Raw genomic sequence first — 26,098 nt, 5'->3', positions numbered from 1 at the left:
AAAGGCCGGCAGAGATGCCGGCCTTTTGCTTGTTCTGCCGAGAAAGCTCAGTGCGCGCCAGACATGTCGCCGAGAACGTCCTTGGTCTTTACGGTCGAATCAGCGTTCAGCGTGTAAACCATGGGAACGCCGGTCGCGAGGTTGAGCTTCAGGATCTCGTCCTTGGTCAGCTTGTCGAGTACCATGACCAGCGAGCGCAGCGAGTTGCCGTGCGCGGCGACCAGAACCTTTTCGCCGCGCAGCACGCGGGGCAGGATTTCCGTGAGGTAATAGGGCCAGACGCGGGCGCCGGTGTCGCGCAGGCTCTCGCCGCCCGGCGGCGGGATGTCGTAGGAACGGCGCCAGATATGGACCTGTTCCTCGCCCCACTTGGCACGGGCGTCGTCCTTGTTGAGGCCGGAGAGATCGCCATAGTCGCGCTCGTTGAGCGCCTGGTCGCGGATCGTTTCCAGACCCTGCTGGCCGATCTCGTCAAGGATGATCTTCAGCGTTTTCTGGGCGCGGGAGAGGTCCGAGGTGAAGGCGATATCGAACTTGATGCCCGTTTCGGCGATCGCCTTGCCGCCGGTCTTGGCTTCCTCGACGCCGAGTTCGGTCAGGTCGGGATCGCGCCAGCCGGTGAAGAGGTTTTTCAGGTTCCATTCGCTCTGGCCGTGGCGAACGAGGACGAGGGTTCCGCTCATAGGGTTTTTCTCCGGTTAGCATCGTTCCGAAAAGTGGGTACCGGTTTTCGGATTAAACGATGCGCTGTGAACAAAAATTTCAGTTGAGCCCGAGCACGTCGAGCATGGAATAGAGGCCGGGTTTTTTGTCGCGCGCCCAGAGCGCTGCCTGCACCGCGCCGCGCGCAAAAATCGAGCGGTCGGTCGCGCTGTGCGACAGCGTCACCAGCTCGCCTTCGCCGGCGATCACGACGGAATGTTCGCCGATGACCGAACCGCCGCGCAGCGTGGCGAAGCCGATCGTGCCCGCGGGACGCGCGCCGGTATGGCCGTCACGCACCCGCACGGAATTGTCGGCCAGCGAAATGCCGCGCCCTTTGGCGGCGGCCTGGCCGAGCAGGAGCGCCGTGCCAGAGGGCGCGTCCACCTTGTGCCTGTGGTGCATTTCCAGCACCTCGATATCCCAGTCGGCGGGGCCGAGCGCGCGGGCGGCTGTCTCGGTGAGCACGCCGAGCAGGTTCACGCCGAGGCTCATATTGCCTGATTTGACCACGCGGGCATGGCGGGCGGCCGCCTTGATCTTCTCGTCGTCCTCAACCGAGCAACCGGTGGTGCCGATGACATGCACGATGCGGGCCTGTGCGGCCAGCCCCGCGAAATCGACGGTCGCGGCCGGAGCCGTGAAATCGAGCACGCCTTCGGCGGCGACGAAGGCTTCGAGCGGCTTGTCGGTGATGGCAACGCCGATCGGGCCGAGGCCGGCAAGTTCCCCCGCGTCGCGGCCGATGAAGGGCGATCCCTCACGCTCGACGGCGGCGAACACTTCTGCGCCCTCGATGGCATGGATGGTGCGGATCAGCGTCTGGCCCATGCGGCCGGCAGCGCCGACGACGACCAGCTTCATTGCGGTGCCGCTCATGTCTTGTCCCTGTTTACTTGTTGCCGGCCGGAGCCTGCAGGCTGTTGAGGCGAGCGTAAAGGCCGTTTTCCCGGCTCGCAAGCGCCGTGTGCGAGCCCTCCTCGACGACCGCGCCATCCTGCATCACGATGATCTTGTCGGCGCGCACCACGGTCGACAGGCGGTGCGCGATGACGACGACGGTGCGCCCGCTCATCGCCTCGTCCAGCGCCTTCTGCACGGCCTGTTCCGATTCCGTGTCGAGCGCGGAAGTCGCCTCGTCGAGCAGCAGGATCGGCGCATTGCGAACAAGAGCGCGCGCGATCGACAGTCGCTGGCGCTGGCCGCCGGACAGCGTCACGCCGTTTTCACCGACCGGCGTCTCGTAACCGAGCGGCTGGGCGAGGATGAAATCATGCGCATAGGCGTGGCGCGCGGCTTCCTCGATATCGACATCCGTCGCGTCCGGGCGGCCGTAGCGGATATTGTCGCGGATGGTGCCTTCGAACAGATAGGGCTGCTGCGAGACATAGGCGATGGCGTTGCGCAGCGACTGCTTGGTCACATGGGCGATGTCCTGCCCGTCGATCAGGATCTCGCCCTCCGCCGGGTCGTAGAAGCGAGGAATGAGGCTGATGACGGTGGATTTGCCGGCACCCGAGGGGCCGACGAGCGCTGTCGTCTTCCCGCCCTCGGCGGTGAAGTTCAGGCCCTTGAGGATCGTCTCGTTTTCCGAATAGCCGAAACGCACGTCCTTGAAGGTGATGGTGGCATCGGTAACCGCCAGCGCCTTGGCGTCCGCGCGGTCGGCCTGGCGCGGCTTGAGGTCGAGGATTTCATAGATCATGCGGGCATTGACGACCGCGCGCTCCAGCGAGACCTGCAGGCGGGCGAGGCGCTTGGCCGGCTCATAGGCCATCAAAAGTGCGGTGACGAAGGAGAAGAAGGCGCCCGGCAGGATGCCGCCATAGATCGAGCGATAGGCGGCGTAGCCGAGTACGCCCGAAATGGCGAAACCGGCGAAGGCTTCCGTCATCGGCGCGGTACGTTCGGAAAGGCGGGCAATGCGGTTCGAGCGGTTTTCCGCCCGTGCGATGATGCCTTCGACCTTGTCCTTCAGCTGGGCTTCCATGGTGAAAGCCTTGACGATGGTGATGCCCTGCACCGTCTCCTGCATGGCCCCGAGCACGTGGCTGTTCAGCACGACGGATTCGCGCGTGGCGCTACGCAGCCGCTTGGAAACGTAACGCAGGCCGATGAGCAGCGGCGGGGCGACGAAGAACACGATCAGCGTCAGGATCCAGTCCTTCGACAACATCACGCCGATGAGGGCGACGAGGGTCAGGAAATCGCGCGCGACCGACGTCACCGTCATGTTGAGCACGTCGCGGATGCCCGTGACGTTCTGGCTGATCTGGGCGGCGAGATAGGCCGAGCGCGATTCCGAGAAGAAGCCGACGCTGAGCGCCATCAGGTGCGAATAAATGCGGCGCTGGTAGCGCGCCACGATGTTGTTGCCGATCTTCGAGAGGATGACGGCCTGGAAATAGGTCGCGAAGCCGCGCAGCACGAAGGCGACGAAGATCGAGCCGCAGATCAGGATGACGAGGTCGGCGCGCTTGTTGGCGAAGGCCTCGTTGACGACGGATTCCATGATCCAGGCGGTGAAGGCCGTGGTGGCGGCGACGACGGCGAGGCTGAGCACGGCGAGACCGTAGCCCTTGAGGTGGTCACGGCCGTTCTCGGCGATGACGCGCTTCAGCACGGTGGTGACGGTGTCGGAGCTGACGTGGGGGCGCTCGGGACGACTCTTATCGGCCAATAGACTGACTTTCCTGCACGATCTCACGGGCGGCCGGCCAAAACCGACGCTTTGGCCGCTCTATAGGGTGTCGGTCGGCCTTTGGCGAGTCCGAGGCGGCGTCAAGCGCTGCCGAAGACGTCACCTTTTCCAGTGGCGTCCCTCGGTTGCAACACCGAAACGGTCCGGCATGCGCGCAAAGGCGGCAAGGCCGGCAAGCGCTGCGACCGGATGGGTGACGACATAGGTCGGGATGGATTTGAGCAGCGCGCTGTGCGGCGCCTTATCCTCGAAAGCCGCGCGAAACTCCGGTCCGCGCAGCGCCGGCAGGATCTTCTGCGAGATGCCGCCGGCCAGGAACACGCCGCCCTTGGCCATGAAGATCATCGCCATGTCGCCCGCCACGCGGCCGAGATAGGTCGAAAACAGCGAGACGGTCTCGACTGCCGCGCGGTCTTCCTGCGCCAGCGCCTTGGCCGTCACGTCGGAGGGTTTGGCGAGTGTCGCATCCACCCCGTCGGCCGCGCAGATGGCGCGGTAGATATTCATGATGCCTCGCCCGCACAAAAGCTGCTCGGCGGAGATGCGGCCCTCGATCGGTTCCAGGAACGGCCAGATCCGGTAGTCGCGCTCGCTGCGCGGGCCGACATCGACATGGCCGCCTTCACCGGGAACCGGGATCCAGCTGTGGCGGGCATAGACGAGGCCGGCGACGCCGAGCCCGGTGCCGGGGCCGAGCACGGTGCGCGAAGCGGCGTTGCGCTCGATGCCGGGGCCGATCTTTTCCCGGTCGGTTTCGCCAAGCGAGGCGACGGCGAGCGCCTGCGCCTCGAAATCGTTGACGAGCAGCACGTCCTCGAAGCCGAGATTGGCGATCATGTCGCGCGGGCGCACCACCCAGGGGCAATTGGTCAGCGGCACCTCGTCGCCCTGGATCGGGCCGGCGAGCGCCAGGATCGCCGAGCGCGGCTGCACCGAACTCGTGTCGAGGATGCACTTTTGCAGGGCGTCGTCGATATTGGTGAAATCGGCGGTCTGGACGATCGGGAACGGCTTGGGCTCGGCAAAGGCATCCAGCAGCAGCGCGAAGCGCGCATTGGTGCCGCCGATATCGCCGACGAGAATGGGGAAGGGGAGGTTGGTGTCGTTGTCGCCTGGCCTTGCCATCAAGCTATCCCGTTCTTTCGCGTCGTAATTTTGGCTTATCGCTATCCGGGCTCAACAGTGCCGTCAATCGGCAGCGAAGTCGAGCAGGTGTTCGGCGGTGGCGCGGTTCAGCGCCATCGGAATGTCATAGACGATGGCAAGCCGCATCAGCGCCTTGACGTCGACATCGTGCGGCATGGGGGTGAGCGGATCGACGAAGAAGATCAGCACGTCCACCTCGCCGGTCGCGATCAGCGCGCCGATCTGCTGGTCGCCGCCGAGCGGGCCGCTCTTAAGACGCGTGACGTCGAGGCCGGGGCAGGCTTCCAGCACGCGGCCGCCGGTGGTGCCGGTCGCTACGATCTTCGCCTGCGCCAGCACGTTCTCATTGCGCCGCGCGAAATCCGCCATGTCGTCCTTCTTCTCGTCATGCGCGATGAGAGCGATGCATTTGCGGCGGGACATGGCGTTCCTCGTGGGTTCGACGGGGAAATTTAAATCGATTTGATTGCCTTATACAAAGGCGGCGGGACCTTGAAAAGCCCCGCCGCCAGGCAGCCGCTTATTGGAACGGTCGCGGAATGGGGATCGGCACGATGGCCGGCAGCGCCGTATCGTTGGCAATGACCGATTCGATGCTGTTTGCCGGCGTGTCGCCACCGCCGGAAAAGGCGAGCGCGGTGGAGGAGACCCCGCCATTGCCCTGATAGGTCACTTCCTGCTCGGAGGCCGGCGAGGCGCTGGCAAGCACGGTGCTGCAGGCCTTGGGCAGGTTGGCCATCGTGAGATACCAGGGCTTTACGGGCTTGTCGTCCTTCTTCGGCTTCGGCTTGGACCAGGGCTCCTTGGTGAACCACCAGGCAAGCGATGCATCGCAGCCGTCGCCGGCCGGTACGCGGGCCTGGGGCTTGCAGCCGGCCGCGCCTTCCGGGCATTTGATGCGGATGTGGAAGTGCTCGTCATGACCGTAGATCGGCCGCACCTTGCCGAGCAGCGACCGGTCGCCCTGCCAGGTGTCGCAGAGCTTCTTCTTGATCGCCGGATTGACGAAGACGCGATCGACCTGAGGATAGCTCGCTGCCTTCATCACAAGCTTGGCATGGGTCGAGGTCCAGCGGCGCGAATCGACGGTCAGAAACTTGCTCTTGTCGAGCATGGAGGTGAAGGGCAGCTTTTCGCGCTCCTCGGCCGACAGGCGATGATCCGGCATCGGCGTGAACCAGATATCGGCGTCGAGACCGACCTGATGCGAGGCATGACCGTTCAGCATCGGCCCACCGCGCGGCTGCGAGATATCGCCGAGCAGCAGGCCCGGCCAGCCGAGTTTCTGTGCATCCTGCGAGAACTGCTCCAGGAGCGCGATCATCTGCGGATGGCCCCAGCGCCGGTTGCGCGACAGGCGCATCGCCTGCCAGGCCGGACCGTCCGTCGGGATCGCCACGGCGCCGGCGATGCAGCCCTTGGCATAGGAACCATAGGGGTTGGTCGCCATCTTCGCCGGCAGGCGCTTGGCGCCGAACAGCTCCTTAGCCGGCCGGTCCTCGGCGGCGGAGGGTGCGGCAAGGGCGGTCAACGCGAGGCCGGCGGCCATCAGGCATGGGATGAGGCGGGTAAGCTTGGAAGGCAGGGGCATTGGCAGGTCTCGAAGTCGCAATCGCTCACGAAAGGTTAAAGGATCATCCTTTCGCGGAAATGAATCGTCTTGGCCGATAGGGGCGGCAAAAACCGCCGCTTTCATGGCAGGCCTGTCAATTGCCCGGATTTTGCCTATTCTCCGCTGCATGCTTCGGCAAACGCATCGGAAAGGGACTTGGCATGCAGGCAGCCTTCGGGAAAACTCTGGTCACGGCGGTTTTGGCGCTCGCGCTTGCAACGGGGGCCGCCGCTCAGGATGCCGCAAGCCCGGTCTGGCGCAGCGGTATCTCCACCATCGGCGAACTGAAGCATCCCAACGGCTTCGAACGCTTCGACTATGTCAATCCCGATGCGCCGAAGGGCGGCGAGCTGAAGCTTTCCGAAACCGGAACCTATGACACGTTCAACCTCATCCTTTCCAAGGGCGAGGCGGCGACGGGCGTCGGCTCGCTCGTCTTCGATACGCTGCTGAAATCGGCCGAGGACGAGATCACCGCCTCCTACGGCCTGCTCGCCGAGGGCGTCTCCTATCCCGACGACTTCTCGTCCGCGACCTTCCGCCTGCGCGCGGAAGCGAAATGGGCGGATGGGAAGCCGGTGACGCCGGAGGATGTGGTCTACTCCTTCGAAAAGCTGAAGGAGCACAATCCGCTTTATGCCAACTACTATCGCCACGTGATTTCGGCCGAAAAGACCGGCGAGCGCGACATCACCTTCCGCTTCGACGAGAAGAACAACCGCGAACTGCCGAACATTCTCGGCCAGTTTCCGGTCATCCCCAAACATTGGTGGGAGGGAACGGACGACAAGGGTAACAAGCGCGACATCAGCCGCACAACGCTGGAGCCGGTGATGGGCTCTGGGCCGTACAAGATCGGCGCATTCCAGGCCGGCGCCTCCATCCGCTTCGAGCGGCGCGACGACTATTGGGGCAAGGACCTCAACGTGAATGTCGGCCAGAACAATTTCGGCACGATCATCTACACGTTCTTCGGCGACAGGACCGTCGAATTCGAAGCCTTCCGCACCGGCAATGTCCAATTCTACCAGGACAACAGCGCGAGCCACTGGGCGACGTCCTACGAATTCCCGGCTGCCAAGGACGGGCGCGTGGTGCGCGAGGAGATCGAGAACCCGCTGCGCGCCACCGGCATCATGCAGGCCTTCGTGCCGAACCTGCGCCGCGACAAGTTCAAGGATCAGAAGGTGCGCGAGGCGTTGAACTACGCCTTCGATTTCGAGGACCTGAACCGCAGCCTCGCCTATAACGCCTTCCAGCGCGTCGACAGCTATTTCTGGGGCACGGAACTCGCCTCCTCCGGCCTGCCGGAAGGGCGCGAGAAGGAAATCCTCGAGGAGCTGAAAGACAAGGTTCCGCCAGAAGTCTTCACCACGCCCTATACCAATCCCGTCAACGGCGACCCGCAGAAGGTGCGCACCAACCTGCGCAAGGCGCTGGATCTCTTCAAGGAGGCCGGCTACGAGCTGAAGGACCGCAAGCTCGTCAACGTGAAGACGGGTGAGCCCTTCGGCTTCGAAATCCTGCTCTCCAATCCCTCCTTCGAGCGCACGGTCACGCCCTTCGTCAACAGCGTGAAGAAGATCGGCGTCGATGCGCGCATCCGCACTGTCGATGCCTCGCAATATACCAACCGTACCCGCAGCTTCGATTATGACATGATCTACGGCATCTGGGCGCAGTCGCTGGTTCCGGGCAACGAGCAGGCCGACTATTGGGGTTCGGCCTCGGCCAACCAGCAGGGCTCGAAAAACTATGCCGGCATTTCCGATCCGGCGATCGACGACCTCATCCGCCGCATCATATTCGCGCCGAACCGCGAGGAACTGGTGGCGACCACCCACGCGCTCGACCGCGTCCTGCTCGCTCATCACTATGTCGTGCCGCTGTTCTATGCAAAGGCACAGCGCATCGCCTACTGGAACAATCTCAGCCGTCCTCAGGAGCTGCCTTACTATGGGCTCGGTTTCCCGCAGGTCTGGTGGTCGAAAACCGCTGCGAAATGAGGCGGGGCTTGCGCCGCAAAGCCGGCTGGGCTCCATATAGCGACAGCGAATCACCGCTGCCGGCAGTGGCGGCTAAACGAGAAGGTCTGGGTTTGATCGACTGGATATCGAAGCGGCGGCGTGCCGCGGATGCGCACGTCCTTCCGGCGAGGCGTCGCTGATGAGCGCCTATATCCTGCGTCGTCTCCTGCTGATGATCCCGACCATCTTCGGTATCATGGCGATCTCCTTTGCCATCGTGCAGTTCGCGCCGGGCGGCCCGGTCGAGCAGGTCATTTCCGACCTCACCAACCAGGGCGCGGGCGACCGTCTCTCCGGCGGCGGCGACATGCTGCAGAATGCCGGCGGCGAGGGCGCCTATCGCGGCTCGCAGGGGTTGGATCCCGAATTCATCGCCAAGCTGGAAAAGCAGTTCGGCTTCGACAAGCCGCCGCTCGAGCGCTTCTTCACGATGATGTGGGATTACATGCGCTTCGATTTCGGCGAGAGCTTCTTCCGCAACACCTCGGTCGTCGATCTCATCGCCGAGAAGATGCCGGTCTCCATCTCGCTCGGCGTGTGGATCCTGATCTTCTCCTACGCTATCTCCATCCCGCTCGGCATCAAGAAGGCGGTGTCGGACGGATCGGCCTTCGACGTCTGGACCTCCGGCATCATCATCATCGGCTATGCGGTGCCGAGCTTCCTGTTCGGCATCCTGCTCATCGTGCTCTTCGCCGGCGGGTCCTTCCTGGACTGGTTCCCGCTGCGCGGCATCGTCTCCGACAATTTCGACAGCCTCGCCTGGTGGCAGAAGCCGCTCGATTACATGTGGCACATGACCCTGCCGCTGATCACGCTGCTGCTCTCCGCCTTCGCCACCACGACGCTGCTCACCAAGAACTCCTTCATCGACGAGATCAAGAAGCAGTATGTCACGACGGCGCGCGCGAAAGGCCTGAATGAGCGTCAGGTGCTCTACGGCCACGTCTTCCGCAATGCCATGCTGATCATCATCGCCGGCTTCCCCGGCGCCTTCATCTCGGCCTTCTTCACGGGATCGTTGCTCATCGAATACATCTTCTCGCTCGATGGCCTCGGCCGCCTCGGCTACGATTCTATCGTGCGGCGCGACTACCCGATCGTCTTCGCCACGCTCTTCATCTTCTCGCTGATGGGCCTCGTCGTCAGCCTCATCTCCGACCTCATCTACACCTGGGTCGATCCCCGCATCGATTTCGACCGGAGGGACGTGTGATGACCGCCGTGACGGACGCAAAGCCGGTCGCGCCCCCGCGCAAGGGGCTGCTCAATCCGACCAATCTCCGGCGCTGGGAGAATTTCAAGGCGAACCGGCGCGGTTACTGGTCGCTGTGGATATTCCTCGTCATCTTCGTGCTCTCACTCTTTGCCGAGGGCATCGCCAACGACCGGCCGATCATCGCCTCCTACAAAGGCGAACTGCTGTTCCCCGTCGTGGTCGATTACCCGGAAGAAAAGTTCGGCGGCTTCCTGGCCGAGACCGATTACCGCTCGGATTTCATTCAGGAAGAGCTCAACGCCAACGGCTGGATGATCTGGCCGCCGATCCGCTATTCCTACAGCTCGACCAATTCCAACATCCCGCATTCCGCCCCGACGAAACCCTTCTGGCTGATGTCGAAGGAAGAGCGCTGCGCCGGTTATCCCGGCGGCGTGAACGATCCGAACTGCACGATCAGCAACCTCAACTGGCTCGGTACGGACGACCAGGCGCGCGACGTGCTGGCCCGCGCCATCTACGGTTTCCGCATCTCGGTGCTGTTCGGTCTGGCCCTCACCATCGCCTCTGCCATTGTCGGCGTGACGGCCGGGGCCGTGCAGGGCTATTTCGGTGGCTGGACCGACCTTCTGATGCAGCGCTTCATCGAGATCTGGTCCTCGATGCCGGTCCTCTACATCCTGCTGATCATCGCCGCCATCCTGCCGCCCGGCTTCTGGATCCTGCTCAGCATCATGCTGCTGTTCTCATGGGTCGGCTTCGTCGGCGTGGTGCGTGCGGAATTCCTGCGCGCCCGCAATTTCGAATATGTCCGGGCCGCCCGCGCGCTCGGCGTCGGCAATGTCACGATCATGTACCGGCACCTGCTGCCCAACGCGATGGTGGCGACGCTGACCTTCCTGCCCTTCATCCTTTCGGGCTCGATCACCACGCTCACCTCGCTCGACTTCTTAGGGTTCGGCATGCCGCCGGGCTCGCCGTCACTGGGCGAGCTGATCGCGCAGGGCAAGAACAACCTTCAGGCGCCGTGGCTCGGCATCACCGCCTTCGTCGTCATGTCCGTCATGCTGTCGCTTCTGATCTTCGTCGGTGAAGCAACGCGCGACGCCTTCGATCCGAGGAAGACCTTCCGGTGAGCGCTCGCGAAATCCTCCTGTCCGTAAAGGACCTCTCCGTCGCCTTCCACCAGGGCGGCAAGACATCGCTTGCCGTCGATCAGGTGTCCTTCGACATCCACCGCGGCGAGGTCGTGGCGCTGGTCGGCGAATCCGGTTCCGGCAAATCGGTGACGGCCAATTCCATCCTGAAGCTGCTGCCCTATCCGGCCGCCAGCCACCCCTCGGGCGAAATCCATTTCAACGGCAAGGACCTCCTGAATGCGTCGGATGCGACGTTGCGCAATGTGCGCGGCAACGACATCACGATGATCTTCCAGGAGCCGATGACCTCGCTCAATCCGCTGCATTCGATCGAGCGGCAGATCGGCGAGATCCTGAAGCTGCACCAGGGCATCGAAGGTGTGGCCGCGCGGGCAAAAATCCTGGAGCTGCTCAACCAGGTCGGCATCCGCGAGCCGGAAAAACGCTTGGCCGCCTATCCGCACGAACTGTCCGGTGGCCAGCGTCAGCGCGTGATGATCGCTATGGCGCTCGCCAACCGCCCGGAACTGCTGATCGCCGACGAGCCGACCACCGCGCTCGACGTGACCGTGCAGGCGCAGATCCTCGAACTCCTGGAAAAACTCAAGGAAGAGCACGGCATGTCCATGCTCTTCATCACCCACGATCTCGGCATCGTGCGAAAATTCGCCGACCGGGTCTGCGTGATGACCAAGGGCAAGATCGTCGAAACCGGTCCGGTCGAGGAAATCTTCTCCAACCCGCAGCACGCCTATACGCGCCACCTGCTCGCCTCCGAGCCGAAGGGCGAGCCGCGGCCGGGCGATGCCGGCCAGCCCGTCATCATGGAGGCTGACGACGTCAAGGTCTGGTTCCCGATCAAGGCGGGCTTCATGCGCCGTGTGGTCGATCATGTGAAGGCGGTCGACGGCATCGACCTGACGCTGCGCGCCGGCCATACGCTCGGCGTCGTCGGCGAATCCGGTTCTGGCAAGACGACGCTTGGTCTCGCGCTGACGCGGCTCATCGCCTCGCAGGGCCGCATCGCCTTCATCGGGCAGGACATTGCCGGCCACTCCTTCGCAGAAATGCGTCCGCTGCGCCGGCGCATGCAGATCGTCTTCCAGGATCCCTTTGGCTCGCTGTCGCCGCGCATGTCGGTCGCCGATATCGTCGCGGAGGGGTTGAAGATCCACGAGCCCGCGCTGTCGGAAGCCGAGCGTGACCATCGCGTGGCCTCGGCGCTCGAAGAAACCGGCCTCGACGCCTCGACCCGCTGGCGCTATCCGCATGAATTTTCCGGCGGCCAGCGCCAGCGCATCGCGATTGCCCGCGCCATGGTGCTCAAACCCGAATTCGTCATGCTCGACGAGCCGACCTCCGCGCTCGACATGAGCGTGCAGGCGCAGGTCGTCGAGCTGCTTCGCGACCTCCAGGCCAAGCACAATCTCGCCTATCTCTTCATCAGCCACGACCTCAAGGTCGTGCGGGCGCTGGCCAATGACATCATCGTCATGCGCGCCGGGCGCGTCGTGGAGAAGGGGCCGGCGAAAGACATCATCGAGCGTCCGACGGAGGCCTATACCAAGGCCCTCATGGCCGCCGCCTTCAATCTCGAAGCCGTCAGAGCCGAGAGCATCCATCAGTAGCCAAGAAGAGACTGCCCATGAAAAGCCCCGTTATCATCGATCTGAAATTCGATCAGGAGGAGGTCGCGGCGGCGTTGAAGGGTGCCTTTCCGGACCGCGAGGTCATCAACCTCCTGCATCCGGGCAACCGCAAGCGCGATCTCTCCAGCATCGACTATGCCGTGGTCTGGAAGCCGGGCGCCGATCTCTTTTCGCGGGCGAAGGATCTGAAGGTCGTATTCTCAGGTGGCGCCGGCGTCGATCACGTGCTGACGCTGCCGGGCCTGCCGGATGTGCCGCTCGTCCGCTTCGTCGACGAGACGCTGACGACCCGCATGAGCGAATGGGTGGTCATGCAGTGCCTCCTGCACATGCGCCAGCACCGTCTCTACGAGGCGCAACGCGACAAGCGCATCTGGCGCGAGCTTTCCCAGCCCGAGGCGAAGGATTTTACCGTCGGCGTCATGGGCTTCGGCGTGCTCGGGCAGGATTCGGCGAAAAAGCTGAAGACACTCGGCTTCAACGTCATCGGCTGGTCGAAGAGCGGCCGCAAGGTCGAGGGTTTCGAGACGTTCGACGACAGTGGTCTCGATGCCTTCCTCGGCAGGAGCGACATCCTGGTCGGCCTGCTGCCGCTGACGCCGGATACGAAGGGCATCTTCAACACCGGCCTCTTCACCCGTCTCAGCCGCAAGGGCCCGTTCGGCGCGCCCGTTTTCATCAATGCCGGCCGCGGCGGCAGCCAGGTCGAGGCCGATATCGTCGCGAGCCTCAACGACGGCACGCTGCACGGTGCCTCGCTCGACGTCTTCGAGCAGGAGCCGCTGCCGCTCGAAAGCCCGCTGTGGTCGATGGACAAGGCCTTCCTGACGCCGCACGCAGCGGCGGCTTCGGACGTCGCAGCGCTCTTCCGTCATGTCGAACAGCAGATCACGCGGCTCGAAGGCGGCAAGCCGCTGGAGCATCTCGTCGATCGCAATGCAGGCTATTGAAAAACCGCTTCGCACTTTTGCTGGAATGCTCAGGGCCGGCGGTAGCCCGTCGGCCGCTCGTAGAGCCAGCCGATGCGTTCGATGGCGGCATCCAGCCCTTCGCGGGCCACGGTCATCGTGTGGCCGTTGGCGTGGAGGATGGTCGCATTGTCTTCCATGATCGCCACATGGCCCTTCCAGAAGACGAGATCGCCGCGGCGCAACTCCTCGCGAGTGATCGACGTGCCGAGGCCGGTGGCCTGCATGTCGGAATCGCGCGGGGCCGTGCGGCCGGCCATCATCATCGAGAGCTGCACCAGCGCCGAGCAATCTAGCCCGAAGCCGGAGCGGCCGCCCCAGAGATAGGGCGCTTCGAGGAAGCGGGTGGCGATGGCGACATAGTCGTCGCTGGCGGCCTCTCCGATGGCCAGGCAATGGCCGGCGACGACGGATTGCCCGCCCGCCAGCGTCAGGTAGCGCGTGCCGCGCGTTTCGCTCTCGCCGACGACCGTTAGCCGGCTTCCGATCGAAAGCGCAAAGGCGGCGGGGGTCCGGAGATCCGCGCCGCTATAGGCGAAGGTGCGGGGCACGGCGACGATGTGGGTGGGTGCGGGCACGTCCGAAGACAGCGCCGTCTCCTCGATATAACCGACATAACCGTCGAAACCGGATTTCACCCAGGCCCACCCATCTGCCCGGTCGAGCACCTGCACGGTCTCGCCGTACAGCACCTGCGTGTCGATGCCGGCGGCGGCGTCCGGCCGGGGCCGGAGCGATGCGACGGGCACGGCGACATGCGCCGGCGTGCCGGACGTGTAGTGCGGCGCCTCCACGGTGCCGCGCAGCGCCTCTTCGGCGAGGTCGGGACGGTAGGCGTTGAGGCGGCGGTCGGGCAGGGCGTTCATGGGCGTCTCACGGAACGAGCGTATGGCCCCTGGCGATGATGAGGTCGCCGAGCCGTTCGAGATAAAGCGCACCATCCACGGTGCGCTTGATGATGACATTGCGGCGGTCGCGGTCGTCGCGCATGCGGGTAACGAGACCCTGTTCGCCCATCGTGTCAAGAGCGCGCGTGATGACGGGCTTGGTCACGCCGAGCTTGGCGGCAAGCCCGCGCACTGTATGCGGCGGCGGCACGAGATAGATTTCGAGCAGGATAGCGAGCTGGCGCAGCGTCAGGTCGCGACCATCGGCATGCACCTGCTGCACGGTCACCTCGTGCCAGAGGCCGAGCGCCTGCGATGGGGTCAAATCTACCGGCACGGCGCCTCCGGGGATGAACCTGTCCGCCCGGCAAAAGGGCGGCTCAGGCAGTTGTCCCGCATTTGCGTTAGCGTTTCGTTACGCTACCGTATCGGTTCCCCAAAAGGAAGTTTTTGAATGCCGCAATTGCGGACGCAAAACCGCTTCGCACTTTTGCTGCAATTGCTTAGGCGGTGATCGTGCGCAGGTGGTGGTAGAGCGCGCGAATGGCCTGCGCCTCGCCGCCGACGGGCGAATGCGGCCGCTCGGCCTGCGCCCAGGCATAGATGTCGAAATGCGCCCAGTGCGTGTTGCGGGTGACGAAGCGCTTGAGGAAGAGTGCGGCCGTGATCGAGCCCGCCATGCCGCCCGAGGGGGCATTGGTGAGATCGGCGATGCGGGCGGAGACGTCCTTGTCATAGCCCATATAGAGCGGCATGCGCCACATCGGGTCGTCCACCGTCAGGCTCGCTTCGGTGAGATCCTGCGCCAGGTCCTCATCGTCGGTGAAGAAGGGCGGCAGATCGGGGCCGAGCGCCACGCGCGCAGCCCCCGTCAGCGTCGCCATGTCAACGATCAGATCGGCGTCTTCCTCATCCGCATAGGCCAGCGCGTCGGCCAGGATCAGCCGGCCTTCGGCGTCGGTATTGTCGATCTGGACGGTCAGGCCCTTGCGGCTCTTGTAGATATCGCCGGGACGGAAGGCATTGGCCGAGATCGAGTTCTCGACGACGGGCACCAGCACGCGCAGGTCAACCTTCAGCTTGGCGTCCATGATCATCAGCGCGAGGCCCATGACATTGGCCGCACCACCCATGTCCTTTTTCATCAAGAGCATGGAAGAGGCCGGCTTGATGTCGAGGCCGCCGGTATCGAAAGTCACGCCCTTGCCGACCAGCGTCACGCGCTTGTGGCCCTTCTTGCCCCAGCGCAGTTCGAGCAGGCGCGGCGCCTGTTCGGAAGCACGGCCGACCGTGTGCACGAGCGGGAAATTTTCCTTGAGCAGGTCTTCGCCCGAGATGACCGAGACCTTGGCCTTATAGTGCTCGCCGAGCGCGCGGAATACGTCCTCCAGCGCGTCCGGCCCCATGTCGTTGGTGGGCGTGTTGATCAGGTCGCGGGCGAGGAACACGCCGGCGAGCTGGCGTTTGATATCGGTGGCGTCGGCATCGGAGGGGATGAGCAGCGTCGGCGCTTCGGAGGCGGAGGCCTTGTAACGCTCGAAGCGGTAGCTGCCGAGACCGTAGCCGAGCGCCAGGCGGTTTGCCGTCAGCGGCGCGGTCTCGACATGCCAGTCGCCGGCCGGCAGTGCGCGGGCGAGCTTGCCCGCCAGGAAGGGCGCGTCGGACGGGTTCTTGCCCAGCCCGAACAGTGCGCCGCCGAGATGGCCGTCCGCCGTCGGCACCATCAGGAGCGCGCCCGAATCCGCCTTAAAGCCCGCCTTCTTCGCCCAGTCCAAGGCAATCGGGTCGATCGTGCCGGTCTCGATATGAGCAGGCGTGATCGCAAAGATCGGCAGCGTCTTTCCGTTCTTCGTGTTGAAGGGAGAGGGCCGGTCGATGAACTGGAAGGGGGCCATGGGGAACCTTTGGAGAAAGCCGGAGAATCGGCCAATTAACACTCTGTTAGGGTTAACAGATTATTGCTGGTGCGGAGATTGCGGCGTGATTCCTAACCGCCGCGTCATGCGGAAATCGCTTCGGGGACTGATCATGACCGCTTACCGCACGCGTTCGTCACTTCGCAAAGGGCTCCTGAGGCGGGCCGCCCTCCTCGCCATCGCCGTGGCGGTGGCCGGTTGCGCGGGCGGCAAGAGCAACCTCACGACGGGCTCCATTTCGCGGGGCGGAAAGCCCATCGACCAGATGAACGCGACGGAGCTTCGCGGCGCCGCCGACAGCATCGGCCAAGCCTATGCGAAGAACCCGAAGGACCGCAATATCGGCCTCAACTACGCCAATGTGCTGCGCATGAACGGCCGCAACGACCAGGCGCTCGCCGTCATGCAGCAGGTCGCCATCAATTTCCCGAGCGACCGCGACGTGCTCGCCGCTTACGGCAAGGCGCAGGCCGCCGCCGGCCAGCTGGAGCAGGCGCTGAACACCATTGGCCGCGCCCAGACGCCCGATCGCCCCGACTGGCGTCTGAAATCGGCCGAAGGCGCCATTCTCGACCAGCTCGGCCGTTCCGGCGAAGCGCGCCAGCGCTACCGCGAGGCGCTCGACATCAACCAGAACGAACCCTCGGTCCTCTCCAATCTCGGCATGTCCTATCTGCTTGCGAAGGATCTGAAGACGGCGGAAACCTATCTTCGCTCGGCTGCCTCGCAGCCCGGCGCCGACAGCAGCGTGCGCCAGAACCTGGCACTGACCATCGGCCTGCAGGGCCGCTTCCAGGAAGCGGAAAACATCGCACGCCAGGAACTGACCGCCGATCAGGCGGAAGCCAATGTCAAATATCTGCGCTCCATGCTCGCTCAGCAGAATTCCTGGAAGAAGCTCGCCGCCGACGACAACGGTACGAACTGAGACCGGATATCGAGATTTCGAATAGTCCCTCCCAAGGACGCCTTCGCCCCGGCAGGATTTCTCCTGACCGGGGCGTTTTCTGTTCAGGGGCAGGAGGCGTTACTTGAAGGTGTCGGAGACCTGGATGCCGGCGGGGCCGAGAATGACGGCGACCAGTACGGGCAGGAAGAACAGGATCATCGGCACGGTGAGCTTCGGCGGCAGGGCGGCTGCCTTCTTTTCGGCTTCATTCATGCGCTGATCGCGGCATTCCTGGGCCAGCACGCGCAGCGCCTGCGCCAACGGCGTTCCGTAGCGTTCGGCCTGGATGAGCGCCTGTGCGACGGCCTTCACCGTATCGAGGCCGATACGCGTGCCGAGATTTTCATAGGCTGCGCGCCGCTCCTGCAGGAACGAGAGCTCGGCCGTCGTGAGCACCAGCTCTTCGGCGAGTTCCGGCGAGGCCATGGCGATTTCATCGGCCACGCGCTTGAAGGCGACCTCGATGGAAATACCCGATTCCACGCAGATCAGCATGAGGTCGAGCGCATCCGGCCAGGCACGACGGATCGAGCTCTGCCGCTTGTTGACCTGGTTGGAGATGAAGATGTTCGGCGCATAGAAGCCGAGATAGGCGCTCAGAAGGGTGGCCAGCAGCCGCATGAAGAACGGCTTTTCGCCGAGATAGCCGAGATAGAAGATGTAGAAGGCGCCCACCGCGCCGAAGAGGAAGGGCAGCACGAAGCGTGCGAACAGGAAGATGTTGAGGGCGTTCTGCGAGCGATAGCCTGCCTGGCGCAGCCGGTTCATCGTGTTGGCGTCGACGAGCGCCTCGCGCAGGTTCAGCCGCTCGACGATCTGGCGCACCGAGGTGTTATGCTGGGCGCGCAGCGAGGCCTTGCTCTGCACGGCCTCGGCATTGAGGCGCGCGCGCTCGCGGGCGCGCATCTGCTCGCGTTCGAGCGCCACCGATTTCATGCGTTTGTCGAGATCGCCGCGGTCGAGATAGGGCACCGCCAAAGTGTAGATGGTTGCGAGCACCGCCATCATTACGAAGGCCGGCAGGAGAACGGTCGGGTCGGTGAGAGTGGTGACGAGTCCGGACATGCCCGCGCGCTCCTAGATGTCGAAGTTGATCATTTTGCGCATCATGAGGATGCCGATGGACATCCAGCCGAGGCCGAGGCCGAGGATCAGGTGACCGCGCGGATCCGTAAACAGGATCATGATGTAATCGGGCGAGGTCAGGTAGACGAGCAGGGTCACGATGAAGGGCAGGGCGCCGATGATGGCAGCTGACGCCTTCGCTTCCATCGAGAGCGCCTGCACCTTGTCGCGCATCTTGCGCCGTTCGCGCAGCACGCGCGACAGGTTGCCGAGCGCTTCGGAAAGATTGCCGCCGGCCTGGCTCTGGATGGCGATGACGATGGCGAAGAAGTTGGTTTCCTGCAGCGGAATGCTGGTGAACATGCGCGCACAGGCTTCCGGCACACTCAAGCCCACCTGCTGGGCTTCGACGATCTTGCGGAATTCCGTGCGCACCGGCTCCTGCCCTTCCGCGGCGATGAGGCGAAGCGCGTCCGTCAGCGGCAGGCCCGACTTGATGGACCGCACCATGACATCAAGCGAATTCGGAAATTCAGCCAGGAACCGTTTCAGGCGACGTTTGATCATGAAGCCTACGAACCAGCGCGGCACGCCGAGCGCCGCGATGACGGCAACGCCAAAGCCGACGAACAGCCCGGCGCCGGCAATCAATGAAACCACGAAAGCGAAGAGGCCGAAGATGCCGCTATAGACATAGAACCGCGAAACCGTGATCGACAGGCCCGCCTGGACGAGCTTGGCCTTCAGCGTCGTGGCGATGCGCTTCGTCTGCTCCTGCTGCTTCTTTTCCAGGTCCTTCAACGAATCCTGCACGGATTTGCGGCGCTTGGACAGTTCCTGCATGCGGTCGCGGGCGACCTTGGCCTTGGACTGGTCGGTTTCTGCCGCCTGAACCCGCCGCACGCGGCTTTCCGCCTTCTTCTCCGTCTCGATGCGCGAGAAGAGGACGCCGTAGGTGAGCCCCGCCGTGGCGATGGCTGCCAACGCGAAGATGGCGACGATGGTGATATCCAGTCCGAACATCGTCTGCCTCTACGGTTTTTCCATCGCGTCGAGCGCCGCCGCCAGGCGCTTGTCCTCGTTGAAATAGCGGGCGCGGTCCCAGAAATGCGGCTTGCCGATGCCCGTGCCCGAATGGTGGCCGATGAGACGCCCGTTGGCGTCCTCGCCCTGGATCTCGAAGCGCATCAGGTCCTGGGTGACGATGACGTCACCTTCCATGCCGACGACTTCGGTGATGTGGGTGATGCGGCGTGAGCCATCGCGCAGGCGCGAGGCCTGGATGATGACGTCGATTGAGCCGGCGATGATTTCGCGCACGGTTTTGGCCGGCAGCGTATAGCCGCCCATGGCGATCATGGATTCCATGCGGGAAAGGCATTCGCGCGGCGTGTTGGCGTGGATGGTGCCCATCGAACCATCATGGCCGGTGTTCATCGCCTGCAGCAGGTCGAAGACCTCGGGTCCGCGCACTTCGCCGACGATGATGCGTTCAGGACGCATACGCAGGCAGTTCTTGATGAGATCGCGCATGGTGATCTCGCCCTCGCCCTCGATGTTCGGCGGGCGGGTTTCGAGGCGCACGACATGCGGCTGCTGCAACTGGAGTTCGGCGGAGTCTTCGCAGGTGATGACGCGCTCGTCGCGGTCGATATAGTTGGTCAGGCAGTTGAGCAGCGTCGTCTTGCCCGAGCCGGTACCGCCCGAGATGACGAGGTTGCAGCGCACGCGGCCGATGATCTGCAGAAGCGTCGCACCTTCCGGCGTGATCGAGCCGAACTTGACGAGCTGGTCGAGCGTCAGCTTGTCCTTCTTGAATTTACGGATGGTGAGCGCGGTGCCGTCGATGGCGAGCGGCGGGGCGATCACGTTGACGCGCGAGCCGTCGGGAAGGCGCGCGTCGCAGATCGGGCTCGATTCGTCGACACGGCGGCCGACCTGGCTGACGATGCGCTGGCAGATCGAGAGCAGCTGGGCGTTGTCGCGGAAGCGGATTTCCGATTCCTGCACCTTGCCGGCCACTTCGATATAGGTCTTGCCCGCACCGTTGACCATGATGTCGGCGATGTCATCGCGGGCCAGCAGTGGCTCGAGCGGACCGTAGCCGAGAACGTCGTTGCAGATGTCGTCAAGCAGTTCCTCCTGCTCGGAGATCGACATCGCGAAGTTCTTGATCGTGATGATGTCGTTGACGATATCGCGAATTTCCTCGCGCGCGCTCTCGGTGTCGAGCTTGGCGAGCTGCGACAGGTCGATCGTGTCGATCAGCGCGGAGAAGACCTGGCTCTTCGTGTCGTAGTAGTCCTCGGTGCGCGGCGTGCGGCGGCGTGCCGTTGCGGCGGGTGCTATTACGGGGGCAGGCGCAGGCTCGAAGACGGGCTGCGCCGGTGCCGCGCTGACCGGCCGCTCCGCCGTCACGGTCTGGGTGGCGTGCGCCATGGCATGCGCCGGTTGGCCAACCGGGCCGCCCTTGCCTGAACCTTCATTGCCGCGTTTGCCGAACATGCCTTGTCATCCAGTCTGTTGTTGCCCTGAGGCCTTACTTTCGGCCGAGCAGGCCCAGCATCTTGCCGAGGCCGGCCTTCTTGGCCTTCTTGACCGTCGAGCGGCCCGTCACGATATGGGCGAGCTGTGAGAAGGTCTCCGCCGTCGGCGACTTCTTGTCCATTTCCGCGATCATGCGGCCGCTGTTGGAGGCCGTGCCGAAAAGCTGCGCGTCGAAAGGAATGACCGCAATCGGCTGGATGCCGAGCGGCTCGCAGAAGTCGTCGGGCGCGATTTCCGGGCGCTTCGGCAGGCCGACTTGGTTGAGCACCAGATGCGGCGGCTTGTCGTTGGGCCGGAGCTTCTTCAACGCATCCAGCATGTTCTTCGCATTGCGCAGATTGGCGAGGTCGGGCACGGCGGTGATGATCACCTCGTCGACTTCCGACAGCAGTGCGCGCGTCCATTCCGACCAGGCATGCGGCACGTCCAGCACGGTGACCGGAGCGCTGCGTTGCAGCACCTCGACGATCGGCTGGAAGGAGCCGCGTTCGAGATCGTAGGCGCGGTCCAGCATGGAGGGGGCGGCGAGCAGCGACAGATGTTGCGAGCACTTCGTCAGAAGGCGGTCGAGGAACACCTCATCGAGCCGTTCCGGTGCGCTGATCGCCTCGGAAATGCCCTGCGGCGGATCCTGGTCGAAGTCGATATTGGCCGTGCCGTAGGGCAGGTCGAGGTCGGCGAGGATGACCTCCGTCTGGAAGAGATTGGAAATGTCGAAGGCGCAGTTGTGCGCGATCGTCGAGGAGCCGCAGCCGCCCTTGGCGCCGATGAAGGCGATAGTGCGGCCGAGCGGCTCGGCTTCCGGATCGACGAAGATCGCCGTCATGGCGTTCAGCACCTCGGCCATGCCGACGGGGCCGACCATATATTCGGAAATGCCGTTGCGGATGAGGTCGCGGTAGAGCGGAATGTCGTTGTAGCGGCCGACGATGACGACCTTGGTGCTGGGGTCGCAAACCTGGGCGAGCGGGGCAAGCTCGTCCATGATGCCGCCGGGCTCGGTCGAGGTTTCCAGGATCAGGAGATTGGGCGTCGGTGCGGAAGCGAACATGTTGGCGGCCGCTGCAATGCTGGCGCTCGAAATGCGCAGGCTCACCTTGGCCATGCGACGATCCTGGCCGCAGCGTTCCATGGTGCGCAGCATCGCTTCGCTTTCGCAGAAGGCATGCACGGAAATGCGCGGTAGCGGCCGCACGGTCTCCATCTCGGTCGGCCGAACCGCTTCGTCCGCCATTCCCTCGCCGGCACGCTCAATGGTGTAGTCTACTGTGCTCATCGTCATGCCCGTTCCTGGTATCCGGCGGACCGGTGGGAGTGGTTCAACGCGCCTGCCGTCAGAAATCCGGCTGGCCGTTCTTGCGGTAGTCCTGGATCACCACATTGCGCTGCTCGGCGTCGATCGCGCTCATGCCGCGCGGCTGGACGAGATCCATCGGATTGGCGACCTGGGCGGCCAGGTTGGCCTGCGTCGCGCAGCCGAAATTGTGGTAGTTCTTGTTTTCCATGGTGTTTTCGACGAGATCCTCCGGCCATTCGCCGCAGGGACCTGCCTTGGCGGTGATGGCGAAGAAGGCGAGCCGGATCGGCGCGTTCGGGCCGTAGGCCGCGGCGTCATAGGCCGTCTCGATCAGCATGTCGCGCTTGACGCCGGCCGCAATGAGGGTCGCGCGGATTTGCTTGCGCATATGGTCGGCCGTGGCCGCATTGGCCGAGCCGCGCGGCAGCATGATCTGCACGGCGCTGCGCGATTTAGCGGCATGGTCGGAAGCGAAGCCGCGGATGTTGTCGCGCACACCCGTCGTCAGCGAGCGGTCGCCGGTGGCGATCGGGATGTCGAGCGTCTGGGCGTCCTCGGCCAGCACGATCGGGTGGCGCGTGCGGTAATCGTCCGGGATCGAGCCGGTTGCATTGCGGTCCGGCTTCGTGCCGCAGCCGGAAAGGGCGACGGCGGAGAGGACGAGGGTGGCGGCGAGCGCAGCGCGCATCGGGCGGCTCCTTGCGGAATGACGGAAGTTCTGGATCGTTTCGCTCATGGACCTGTCCGTCATTTGTAGATGAAGCCGATGGAGCCGTGATAATTGCCCGCGGGCATCGCGTCTTCCTTGCGGCCGTAGACCTTGTTCACCTTGCCGAGGAAGAAGCTCGCGGCGTCGTTGGTCGCATTGAAATTGTCGTCGGGACGCGACAGCGCGGTGCGCGCGACCGGCCGCACGAGATAGGGCGTGGCGATGATCACCATTTCCGTCTCGTTCCGCACGAAATCCTTGGATCGAAACAGCGTGCCGAAGATCGGGATTTTCGACAGGCCCGGAAGACCGGACATTGCCTGGCGGATATCATCCTTGACGAGACCGGCGATCACGATGGAGCCGCCGGAGGGCAGCTCGACGCTGGTCGTCGCTTCGCGCCGGCGAATACCGAGGACCGTCATGCCGGGAATGCTGCTGGTGCCGCCCCAGGTCGCCGATCCCTCGAAGGTCGGTTCTGACACTTCCGTCTGAACGCGCAGGCTGATCCGCCCCGGCGAAAGCACGACCGGCCGGAAATTCAACCGGATACCGTATTCGACTTCCTCGATGGTACGCTTGATCGTGTTGGCGCCGTCGTCGTCCTTGGCAATTTCCTGTTCCGTCGGGAGACGGAAATCGCCGCCGACATAGAACTTGGCCTCTTCGCCGGAGATAGCGGTGAGGCTCGGTTCGGCCAGCGTGCGCATGACACCGGCCTGTTCCATGGCACTGACATAGCTTGCGAGGTTGAGCCCGCCGACGCTACCGGCCAGGGCGCCGTTGGAAACCCAGTCAGCGGCGCCGCCGAGATTGGTCGGATTGCGGAAGGAGATGCCGCCGGACGAGCCCTGGACGGAGCCGTTGAAGCCGAGCTGCTTGAGCACCTGCCGGCTGACTTCCGCAACCGTCACCTTGAGGGTGACCTGGTCTTCGCCATCGATCTTCAGCATGTTGACGACCTGGGAGCTTTGGCGCTCTTCACCGAAGATCGCGGCGTCGCCATTGTTGCCCTGGGCCGTGATGTTGCGGGTGGTCGCTTCGCCGCCCTTCAGGAAAATCTGCGCAAGCCGTGTCGCCTGGGCGGCGTCCTGCGGCGTGCGCACAGTGCCGTTCAGCACGATGTTGTCGGAGATGATCTCGACCTGAATGTCGGAGTCGGGAATGAAGCGGCGCAGGTTTGCCTGCAGGCCATCGATGTCGCGCTCGACGGTCAGGTCGATGCTGACGATTTCTTCGCCGTTCGGCCCGAAGATGAAGATGTTGGTCTGGCCGACTTCCTTGCCGAACAGATAGATGCGGCGCGAGCTGCGCGTCACGGCGTCCGCCTTGACGGGGTCGGCGACGAGGATGTCGTGCGCATCGGACGGCAGATCCACCACGATCGCCTTATTGAGGCCGAGCTTGACGGCCTTGCGGGCACCGGGCCCGCTCTCGCTGATGCGGATGACAGAGGCGGTTGCCGCCTCGGCGACTGCAACGGGGGCAAGCGGAAAGCCGGAAAAAGCGAGGCAGACACTCAGCCCGCCGGCGACAGAAGCCCGAAAAGTCTTAGCAAGTCCAAACACGGTCAGCTCCTGGTCACTGCTTTGCGGCATTCGTGCCGTTGACGATTTCGCCGCTTTTGATCACCGTGACGAGCGGCACGCCGTCGCCGCCGGAAAGCAGGTAGTCGGCGGCAGTCGTATCGGGTTCCTGGGCATCGGCGACGCTGCGCAGCGCCAGCTGTAGCCGCTCGGCCATCTGCTGGGCGACGGTGATCACCTTGGTCTGGTCCGGCGTCAGTTCCAAAGTGGCGGTGGTGCCGACGGCCGATTTCGAGCCGTCGGGATTTTCCTGGATCTGCTGGTCGATGGCGAGCACGCGCACGTTCGACAGCACGGTCTCTGTCAGGAAAGAGCCGGTGTCGGCCTTGCGCACCATGATCACGTCGACGCGGTCGTTCGGCAGGATGAAGCCGCCGGCGCCCGTGGCAACGGAGATTTCGGTCGCGACCGCTCGTTTGCCGGCCGGCAGCAGCGAAGACATGATGCGATTGCTCGAGTCCGCGATCTTTTCCTGGCGGATCGGCTCGCCGTTGAAGATCGGCATGCGGGCGATGGCGCCATCAAGGCTTTCCATCGCATCCGGCCGATTCTGATCGGTGATGAAACCTTCGATTACGGAGCCTTGCGGCCATGCCGCCCAGCTGAGCGAATCGGGCTTGAGGCGGGACCCGACCGGCAGGCTCTCACGCGCGACAAGCACGTTGACGGTCGGTTCGCGTTCGATGACGGGATCGCCCTGGACGATGGTCGCCTTGCCGCCGCGGGCGACTTGCAGCGCAAGCAGGCCCGCAATGCCGGCCGAGACGACGGCTACTGCCAGAATGATGATTCGCGCCGGTCTCATATGGATTCCCTGGGGCTGCGGACACTTCTATCCGCCCACATTGACCGGCAATGGTATAATTATGGTTAATAAGCGCCTTACGGGTATGGTTAACGTCCGGCTAACGGGATCGCCGCGGATGCTGCCTGAGGCTCAAAAAGCAAAACCGGGAGGCAGGGGCCATCCCGGCCAATCGGTTTCCTCTTTAAGGATTGGCTGTCAGCCGAGAGCGGCGAGCATCAGCGGCGAGGAGGGATAGGCGGCAAAGGCCGCGGCTCCGATCGCGATACCGTAGGGCACCTTGTTGCCGGAAAGGAGATGTGTAGGCACGGGCAGGCCGGCGGCGTAGATCTGTGTGCTTTTGCCTCTCAGCATCACGATCGCGACAGTGAGAAGCCCACCGAAGAACGATACCAAGATGATGTATTCAAGAAGCGAGGCAGTGAAGCCGAACCAGACGGCGCTCGCCGACAGCACCTTCACGTCGCCGCCACCCATGACATTTAGCGCGAAGAGCGCAAAGCCGATCGAAAAAACAAGCAGGCCGGCACCGAGATGTATCGTGATGGCAGGCAGACCAAGGCCGACGAGAGGGGTAACGATGAGGAAGGCGGCGAGAAGGATTACCGACACTCGGTTGGGGATGGTCATCGTCAGGAGGTCGGAGCAGGCGGCAACTGCAAGACAGAGTGGAAAAACCACGAAGATAATAGCCTGGGCCATAACGGGTTCCTCAAGACAATACGATGGTCGGCGGTGGTTGTTGGAAAAAAACGAAGCCGCCTCTGAAAAGAGGCGGCCCGCTAGTCGCTGATATCCAGCGAAGACGATTATTACTTCTCCGCAACATCCAGATAAGACGAGAGGTTGGTGAACTGCGTGCCCAGCGAGGAGCCGAGGGCAGTTGCGCCGCCGATGAGGGCCACGGAAATCAGGGCTGCGATCAGGCCGTATTCGATGGCGGTTGCGCCAGATTCGTCCTTCATAAGGCGGGCAAAAATCTTGGTCATTGTATTCTCCTAGCTCCACGAGTGTTGGTTCAGCACGTCCGCCAACTGTTTCCGTTGTTCGGATGACTGCAACCTAGCGTCGGGCGATTGCCATCGGCTTAAGGAAGTCGGTTAATTTTTCCTATATCTTTGGCTGTCGGAAATAGGGTGTAAAAAGTGTTAATCCTCTTACGCGTGTATTCTTC

At 63.7% G+C, this 26,098-nt stretch carries 24 protein-coding genes; 6 read left to right on the top strand and 18 right to left on the bottom strand.

Translation table 11 applies throughout. The annotated features are described in order from the left end of the window. Window positions 1-47: 47 nt before the first annotated feature. The 6 genes from ACOZK4_RS18470 to mepA all read right to left on the bottom strand — a co-directional run bounded on the left by ACOZK4_RS18470 (window position 48) and on the right by mepA (window position 6,140). On the bottom strand, window positions 48-683 hold the full coding sequence (locus tag ACOZK4_RS18470) for a 2,3-bisphosphoglycerate-dependent phosphoglycerate mutase (protein ID WP_117367316.1): 636 nt from the start codon (window positions 681-683) through the stop codon (window positions 48-50). Between the two features lie 79 nt (window positions 684-762). Continuing rightward, entirely contained in the window at window positions 763-1,581 is an 819-nt protein-coding gene (gene dapB, locus ACOZK4_RS18465) for a 4-hydroxy-tetrahydrodipicolinate reductase (protein WP_421593133.1), read from the bottom strand. Window positions 1,582-1,594: 13 nt separating this feature from the next. Continuing rightward, window positions 1,595-3,382, bottom strand: coding sequence for an ABC transporter ATP-binding protein (locus ACOZK4_RS18460; protein ID WP_421593132.1), 1,788 nt, complete (start codon window positions 3,380-3,382; stop codon window positions 1,595-1,597). Between the two features lie 120 nt (window positions 3,383-3,502). After that, window positions 3,503-4,528, bottom strand: coding sequence for a glucokinase (locus tag ACOZK4_RS18455; RefSeq protein WP_421593131.1), 1,026 nt, complete (start codon window positions 4,526-4,528; stop codon window positions 3,503-3,505). Window positions 4,529-4,591: 63 nt separating this feature from the next. Continuing rightward, window positions 4,592-4,972 carry a methylglyoxal synthase gene (locus ACOZK4_RS18450; RefSeq protein ID WP_313526519.1) on the bottom strand — a complete coding sequence of 127 codons (381 nt, stop codon included), beginning with the start codon at window positions 4,970-4,972 and terminating at the stop codon, window positions 4,592-4,594. 97 nt (window positions 4,973-5,069) lie between these two features. Next, a complete protein-coding gene (mepA, locus tag ACOZK4_RS18445; protein WP_421593130.1) occupies window positions 5,070-6,140 on the bottom strand; it encodes a penicillin-insensitive murein endopeptidase in 1,071 nt (356 codons plus the stop codon). A 119-nt stretch (window positions 6,141-6,259) separates the two neighbouring features. Between mepA and ACOZK4_RS18440 the strand changes: the two genes are divergently transcribed. The 5 genes from ACOZK4_RS18440 to ACOZK4_RS18420 all read left to right on the top strand — a co-directional run bounded on the left by ACOZK4_RS18440 (window position 6,260) and on the right by ACOZK4_RS18420 (window position 13,145). Further along, the gene (locus ACOZK4_RS18440) at window positions 6,260-8,167 is read left to right on the top strand and encodes an extracellular solute-binding protein (RefSeq protein ID WP_421593129.1); all 1,908 of its coding nucleotides are present in this window, start codon (window positions 6,260-6,262) and stop codon (window positions 8,165-8,167) included. 160 nt (window positions 8,168-8,327) lie between these two features. Further along, the gene (locus ACOZK4_RS18435; protein ID WP_421593128.1) at window positions 8,328-9,404 is read left to right on the top strand and encodes a microcin C ABC transporter permease YejB; all 1,077 of its coding nucleotides are present in this window, start codon (window positions 8,328-8,330) and stop codon (window positions 9,402-9,404) included. Further along, window positions 9,404-10,543: an ABC transporter permease gene (locus ACOZK4_RS18430; protein ID WP_421593127.1), complete on the top strand. Its 1,140-nt coding sequence runs from the start codon at window positions 9,404-9,406 to the stop codon at window positions 10,541-10,543. The genes ACOZK4_RS18435 and ACOZK4_RS18430 overlap by 1 nt, the downstream gene beginning before the upstream one ends. Beyond that, entirely contained in the window at window positions 10,540-12,174 is a 1,635-nt protein-coding gene (locus ACOZK4_RS18425; protein ID WP_421593126.1) for an ABC transporter ATP-binding protein, read from the top strand. Before ACOZK4_RS18430 ends, ACOZK4_RS18425 begins: the two co-directional genes overlap by 4 nt. A gap of 11 nt (window positions 12,175-12,185) precedes the next feature. Then, the gene (locus ACOZK4_RS18420) at window positions 12,186-13,145 is read left to right on the top strand and encodes a 2-hydroxyacid dehydrogenase (RefSeq protein ID WP_421593183.1); all 960 of its coding nucleotides are present in this window, start codon (window positions 12,186-12,188) and stop codon (window positions 13,143-13,145) included. Window positions 13,146-13,174: 29 nt separating this feature from the next. Here the strand turns inward: ACOZK4_RS18420 and ACOZK4_RS18415 are convergent, their stop codons facing one another. From ACOZK4_RS18415 to ACOZK4_RS18405, 3 genes are all read right to left on the bottom strand, one after another. After that, on the bottom strand, window positions 13,175-14,029 hold the full coding sequence (locus ACOZK4_RS18415) for an NlpC/P60 family protein (protein WP_421593125.1): 855 nt from the start codon (window positions 14,027-14,029) through the stop codon (window positions 13,175-13,177). 7 nt (window positions 14,030-14,036) lie between these two features. After that, complete coding sequence (locus ACOZK4_RS18410; protein WP_314090928.1) at window positions 14,037-14,387, bottom strand: MarR family winged helix-turn-helix transcriptional regulator; 351 nt, start codon at window positions 14,385-14,387, stop codon at window positions 14,037-14,039. 166 nt (window positions 14,388-14,553) lie between these two features. Then, a complete protein-coding gene (locus tag ACOZK4_RS18405) occupies window positions 14,554-15,945 on the bottom strand; it encodes a leucyl aminopeptidase family protein (RefSeq protein ID WP_421593124.1) in 1,392 nt (463 codons plus the stop codon). A 133-nt stretch (window positions 15,946-16,078) separates the two neighbouring features. Here ACOZK4_RS18405 and ACOZK4_RS18400 point away from each other — a divergent pair, with 133 nt between their 5' ends. Next, on the top strand, window positions 16,079-16,894 hold the full coding sequence (locus ACOZK4_RS18400) for a tetratricopeptide repeat protein (RefSeq protein WP_421593123.1): 816 nt from the start codon (window positions 16,079-16,081) through the stop codon (window positions 16,892-16,894). A 99-nt stretch (window positions 16,895-16,993) separates the two neighbouring features. Here ACOZK4_RS18400 and ACOZK4_RS18395 read toward each other — a convergent pair whose 3' ends face one another. The 9 genes from ACOZK4_RS18395 to ACOZK4_RS18355 form a co-directional block, all read right to left on the bottom strand. Beyond that, window positions 16,994-17,980, bottom strand: coding sequence for a type II secretion system F family protein (locus ACOZK4_RS18395; RefSeq protein WP_421593122.1), 987 nt, complete (start codon window positions 17,978-17,980; stop codon window positions 16,994-16,996). Window positions 17,981-17,992: 12 nt separating this feature from the next. Beyond that, the gene (locus tag ACOZK4_RS18390) at window positions 17,993-19,003 is read right to left on the bottom strand and encodes a type II secretion system F family protein (RefSeq protein WP_313526547.1); all 1,011 of its coding nucleotides are present in this window, start codon (window positions 19,001-19,003) and stop codon (window positions 17,993-17,995) included. A 9-nt stretch (window positions 19,004-19,012) separates the two neighbouring features. Beyond that, the gene (locus tag ACOZK4_RS18385) at window positions 19,013-20,485 is read right to left on the bottom strand and encodes a CpaF family protein (RefSeq protein WP_421593121.1); all 1,473 of its coding nucleotides are present in this window, start codon (window positions 20,483-20,485) and stop codon (window positions 19,013-19,015) included. A 34-nt stretch (window positions 20,486-20,519) separates the two neighbouring features. Further along, window positions 20,520-21,803, bottom strand: a complete 1,284-nt coding sequence (locus tag ACOZK4_RS18380) for an AAA family ATPase (RefSeq protein WP_421593182.1) — start codon at window positions 21,801-21,803, stop codon at window positions 20,520-20,522. A gap of 58 nt (window positions 21,804-21,861) precedes the next feature. Then, entirely contained in the window at window positions 21,862-22,560 is a 699-nt protein-coding gene (locus ACOZK4_RS18375; protein WP_421593120.1) for a CpaD family pilus assembly protein, read from the bottom strand. A gap of 11 nt (window positions 22,561-22,571) precedes the next feature. Next, window positions 22,572-24,131 carry a type II and III secretion system protein family protein gene (locus ACOZK4_RS18370; RefSeq protein ID WP_421593119.1) on the bottom strand — a complete coding sequence of 520 codons (1,560 nt, stop codon included), beginning with the start codon at window positions 24,129-24,131 and terminating at the stop codon, window positions 22,572-22,574. Next, window positions 24,115-24,924: a Flp pilus assembly protein CpaB gene (gene cpaB / locus ACOZK4_RS18365; protein WP_313526556.1), complete on the bottom strand. Its 810-nt coding sequence runs from the start codon at window positions 24,922-24,924 to the stop codon at window positions 24,115-24,117. Before cpaB ends, ACOZK4_RS18370 begins: the two co-directional genes overlap by 17 nt. 198 nt (window positions 24,925-25,122) lie before the next feature. Continuing rightward, complete coding sequence (locus ACOZK4_RS18360; RefSeq protein WP_421593118.1) at window positions 25,123-25,626, bottom strand: A24 family peptidase; 504 nt, start codon at window positions 25,624-25,626, stop codon at window positions 25,123-25,125. Between the two features lie 110 nt (window positions 25,627-25,736). After that, a complete protein-coding gene (locus tag ACOZK4_RS18355; protein ID WP_421593117.1) occupies window positions 25,737-25,913 on the bottom strand; it encodes a Flp family type IVb pilin in 177 nt (58 codons plus the stop codon). Window positions 25,914-26,098 lie beyond the last annotated feature (185 nt).

The organism is Shinella sp. M27 (genome assembly GCF_049199905.1).
Lineage (GTDB): Bacteria > Pseudomonadota > Alphaproteobacteria > Rhizobiales > Rhizobiaceae > Shinella.
Note: the sequence above shows the minus strand (reverse complement) of the source record. Positions and strands in the feature narration are given on the sequence as shown.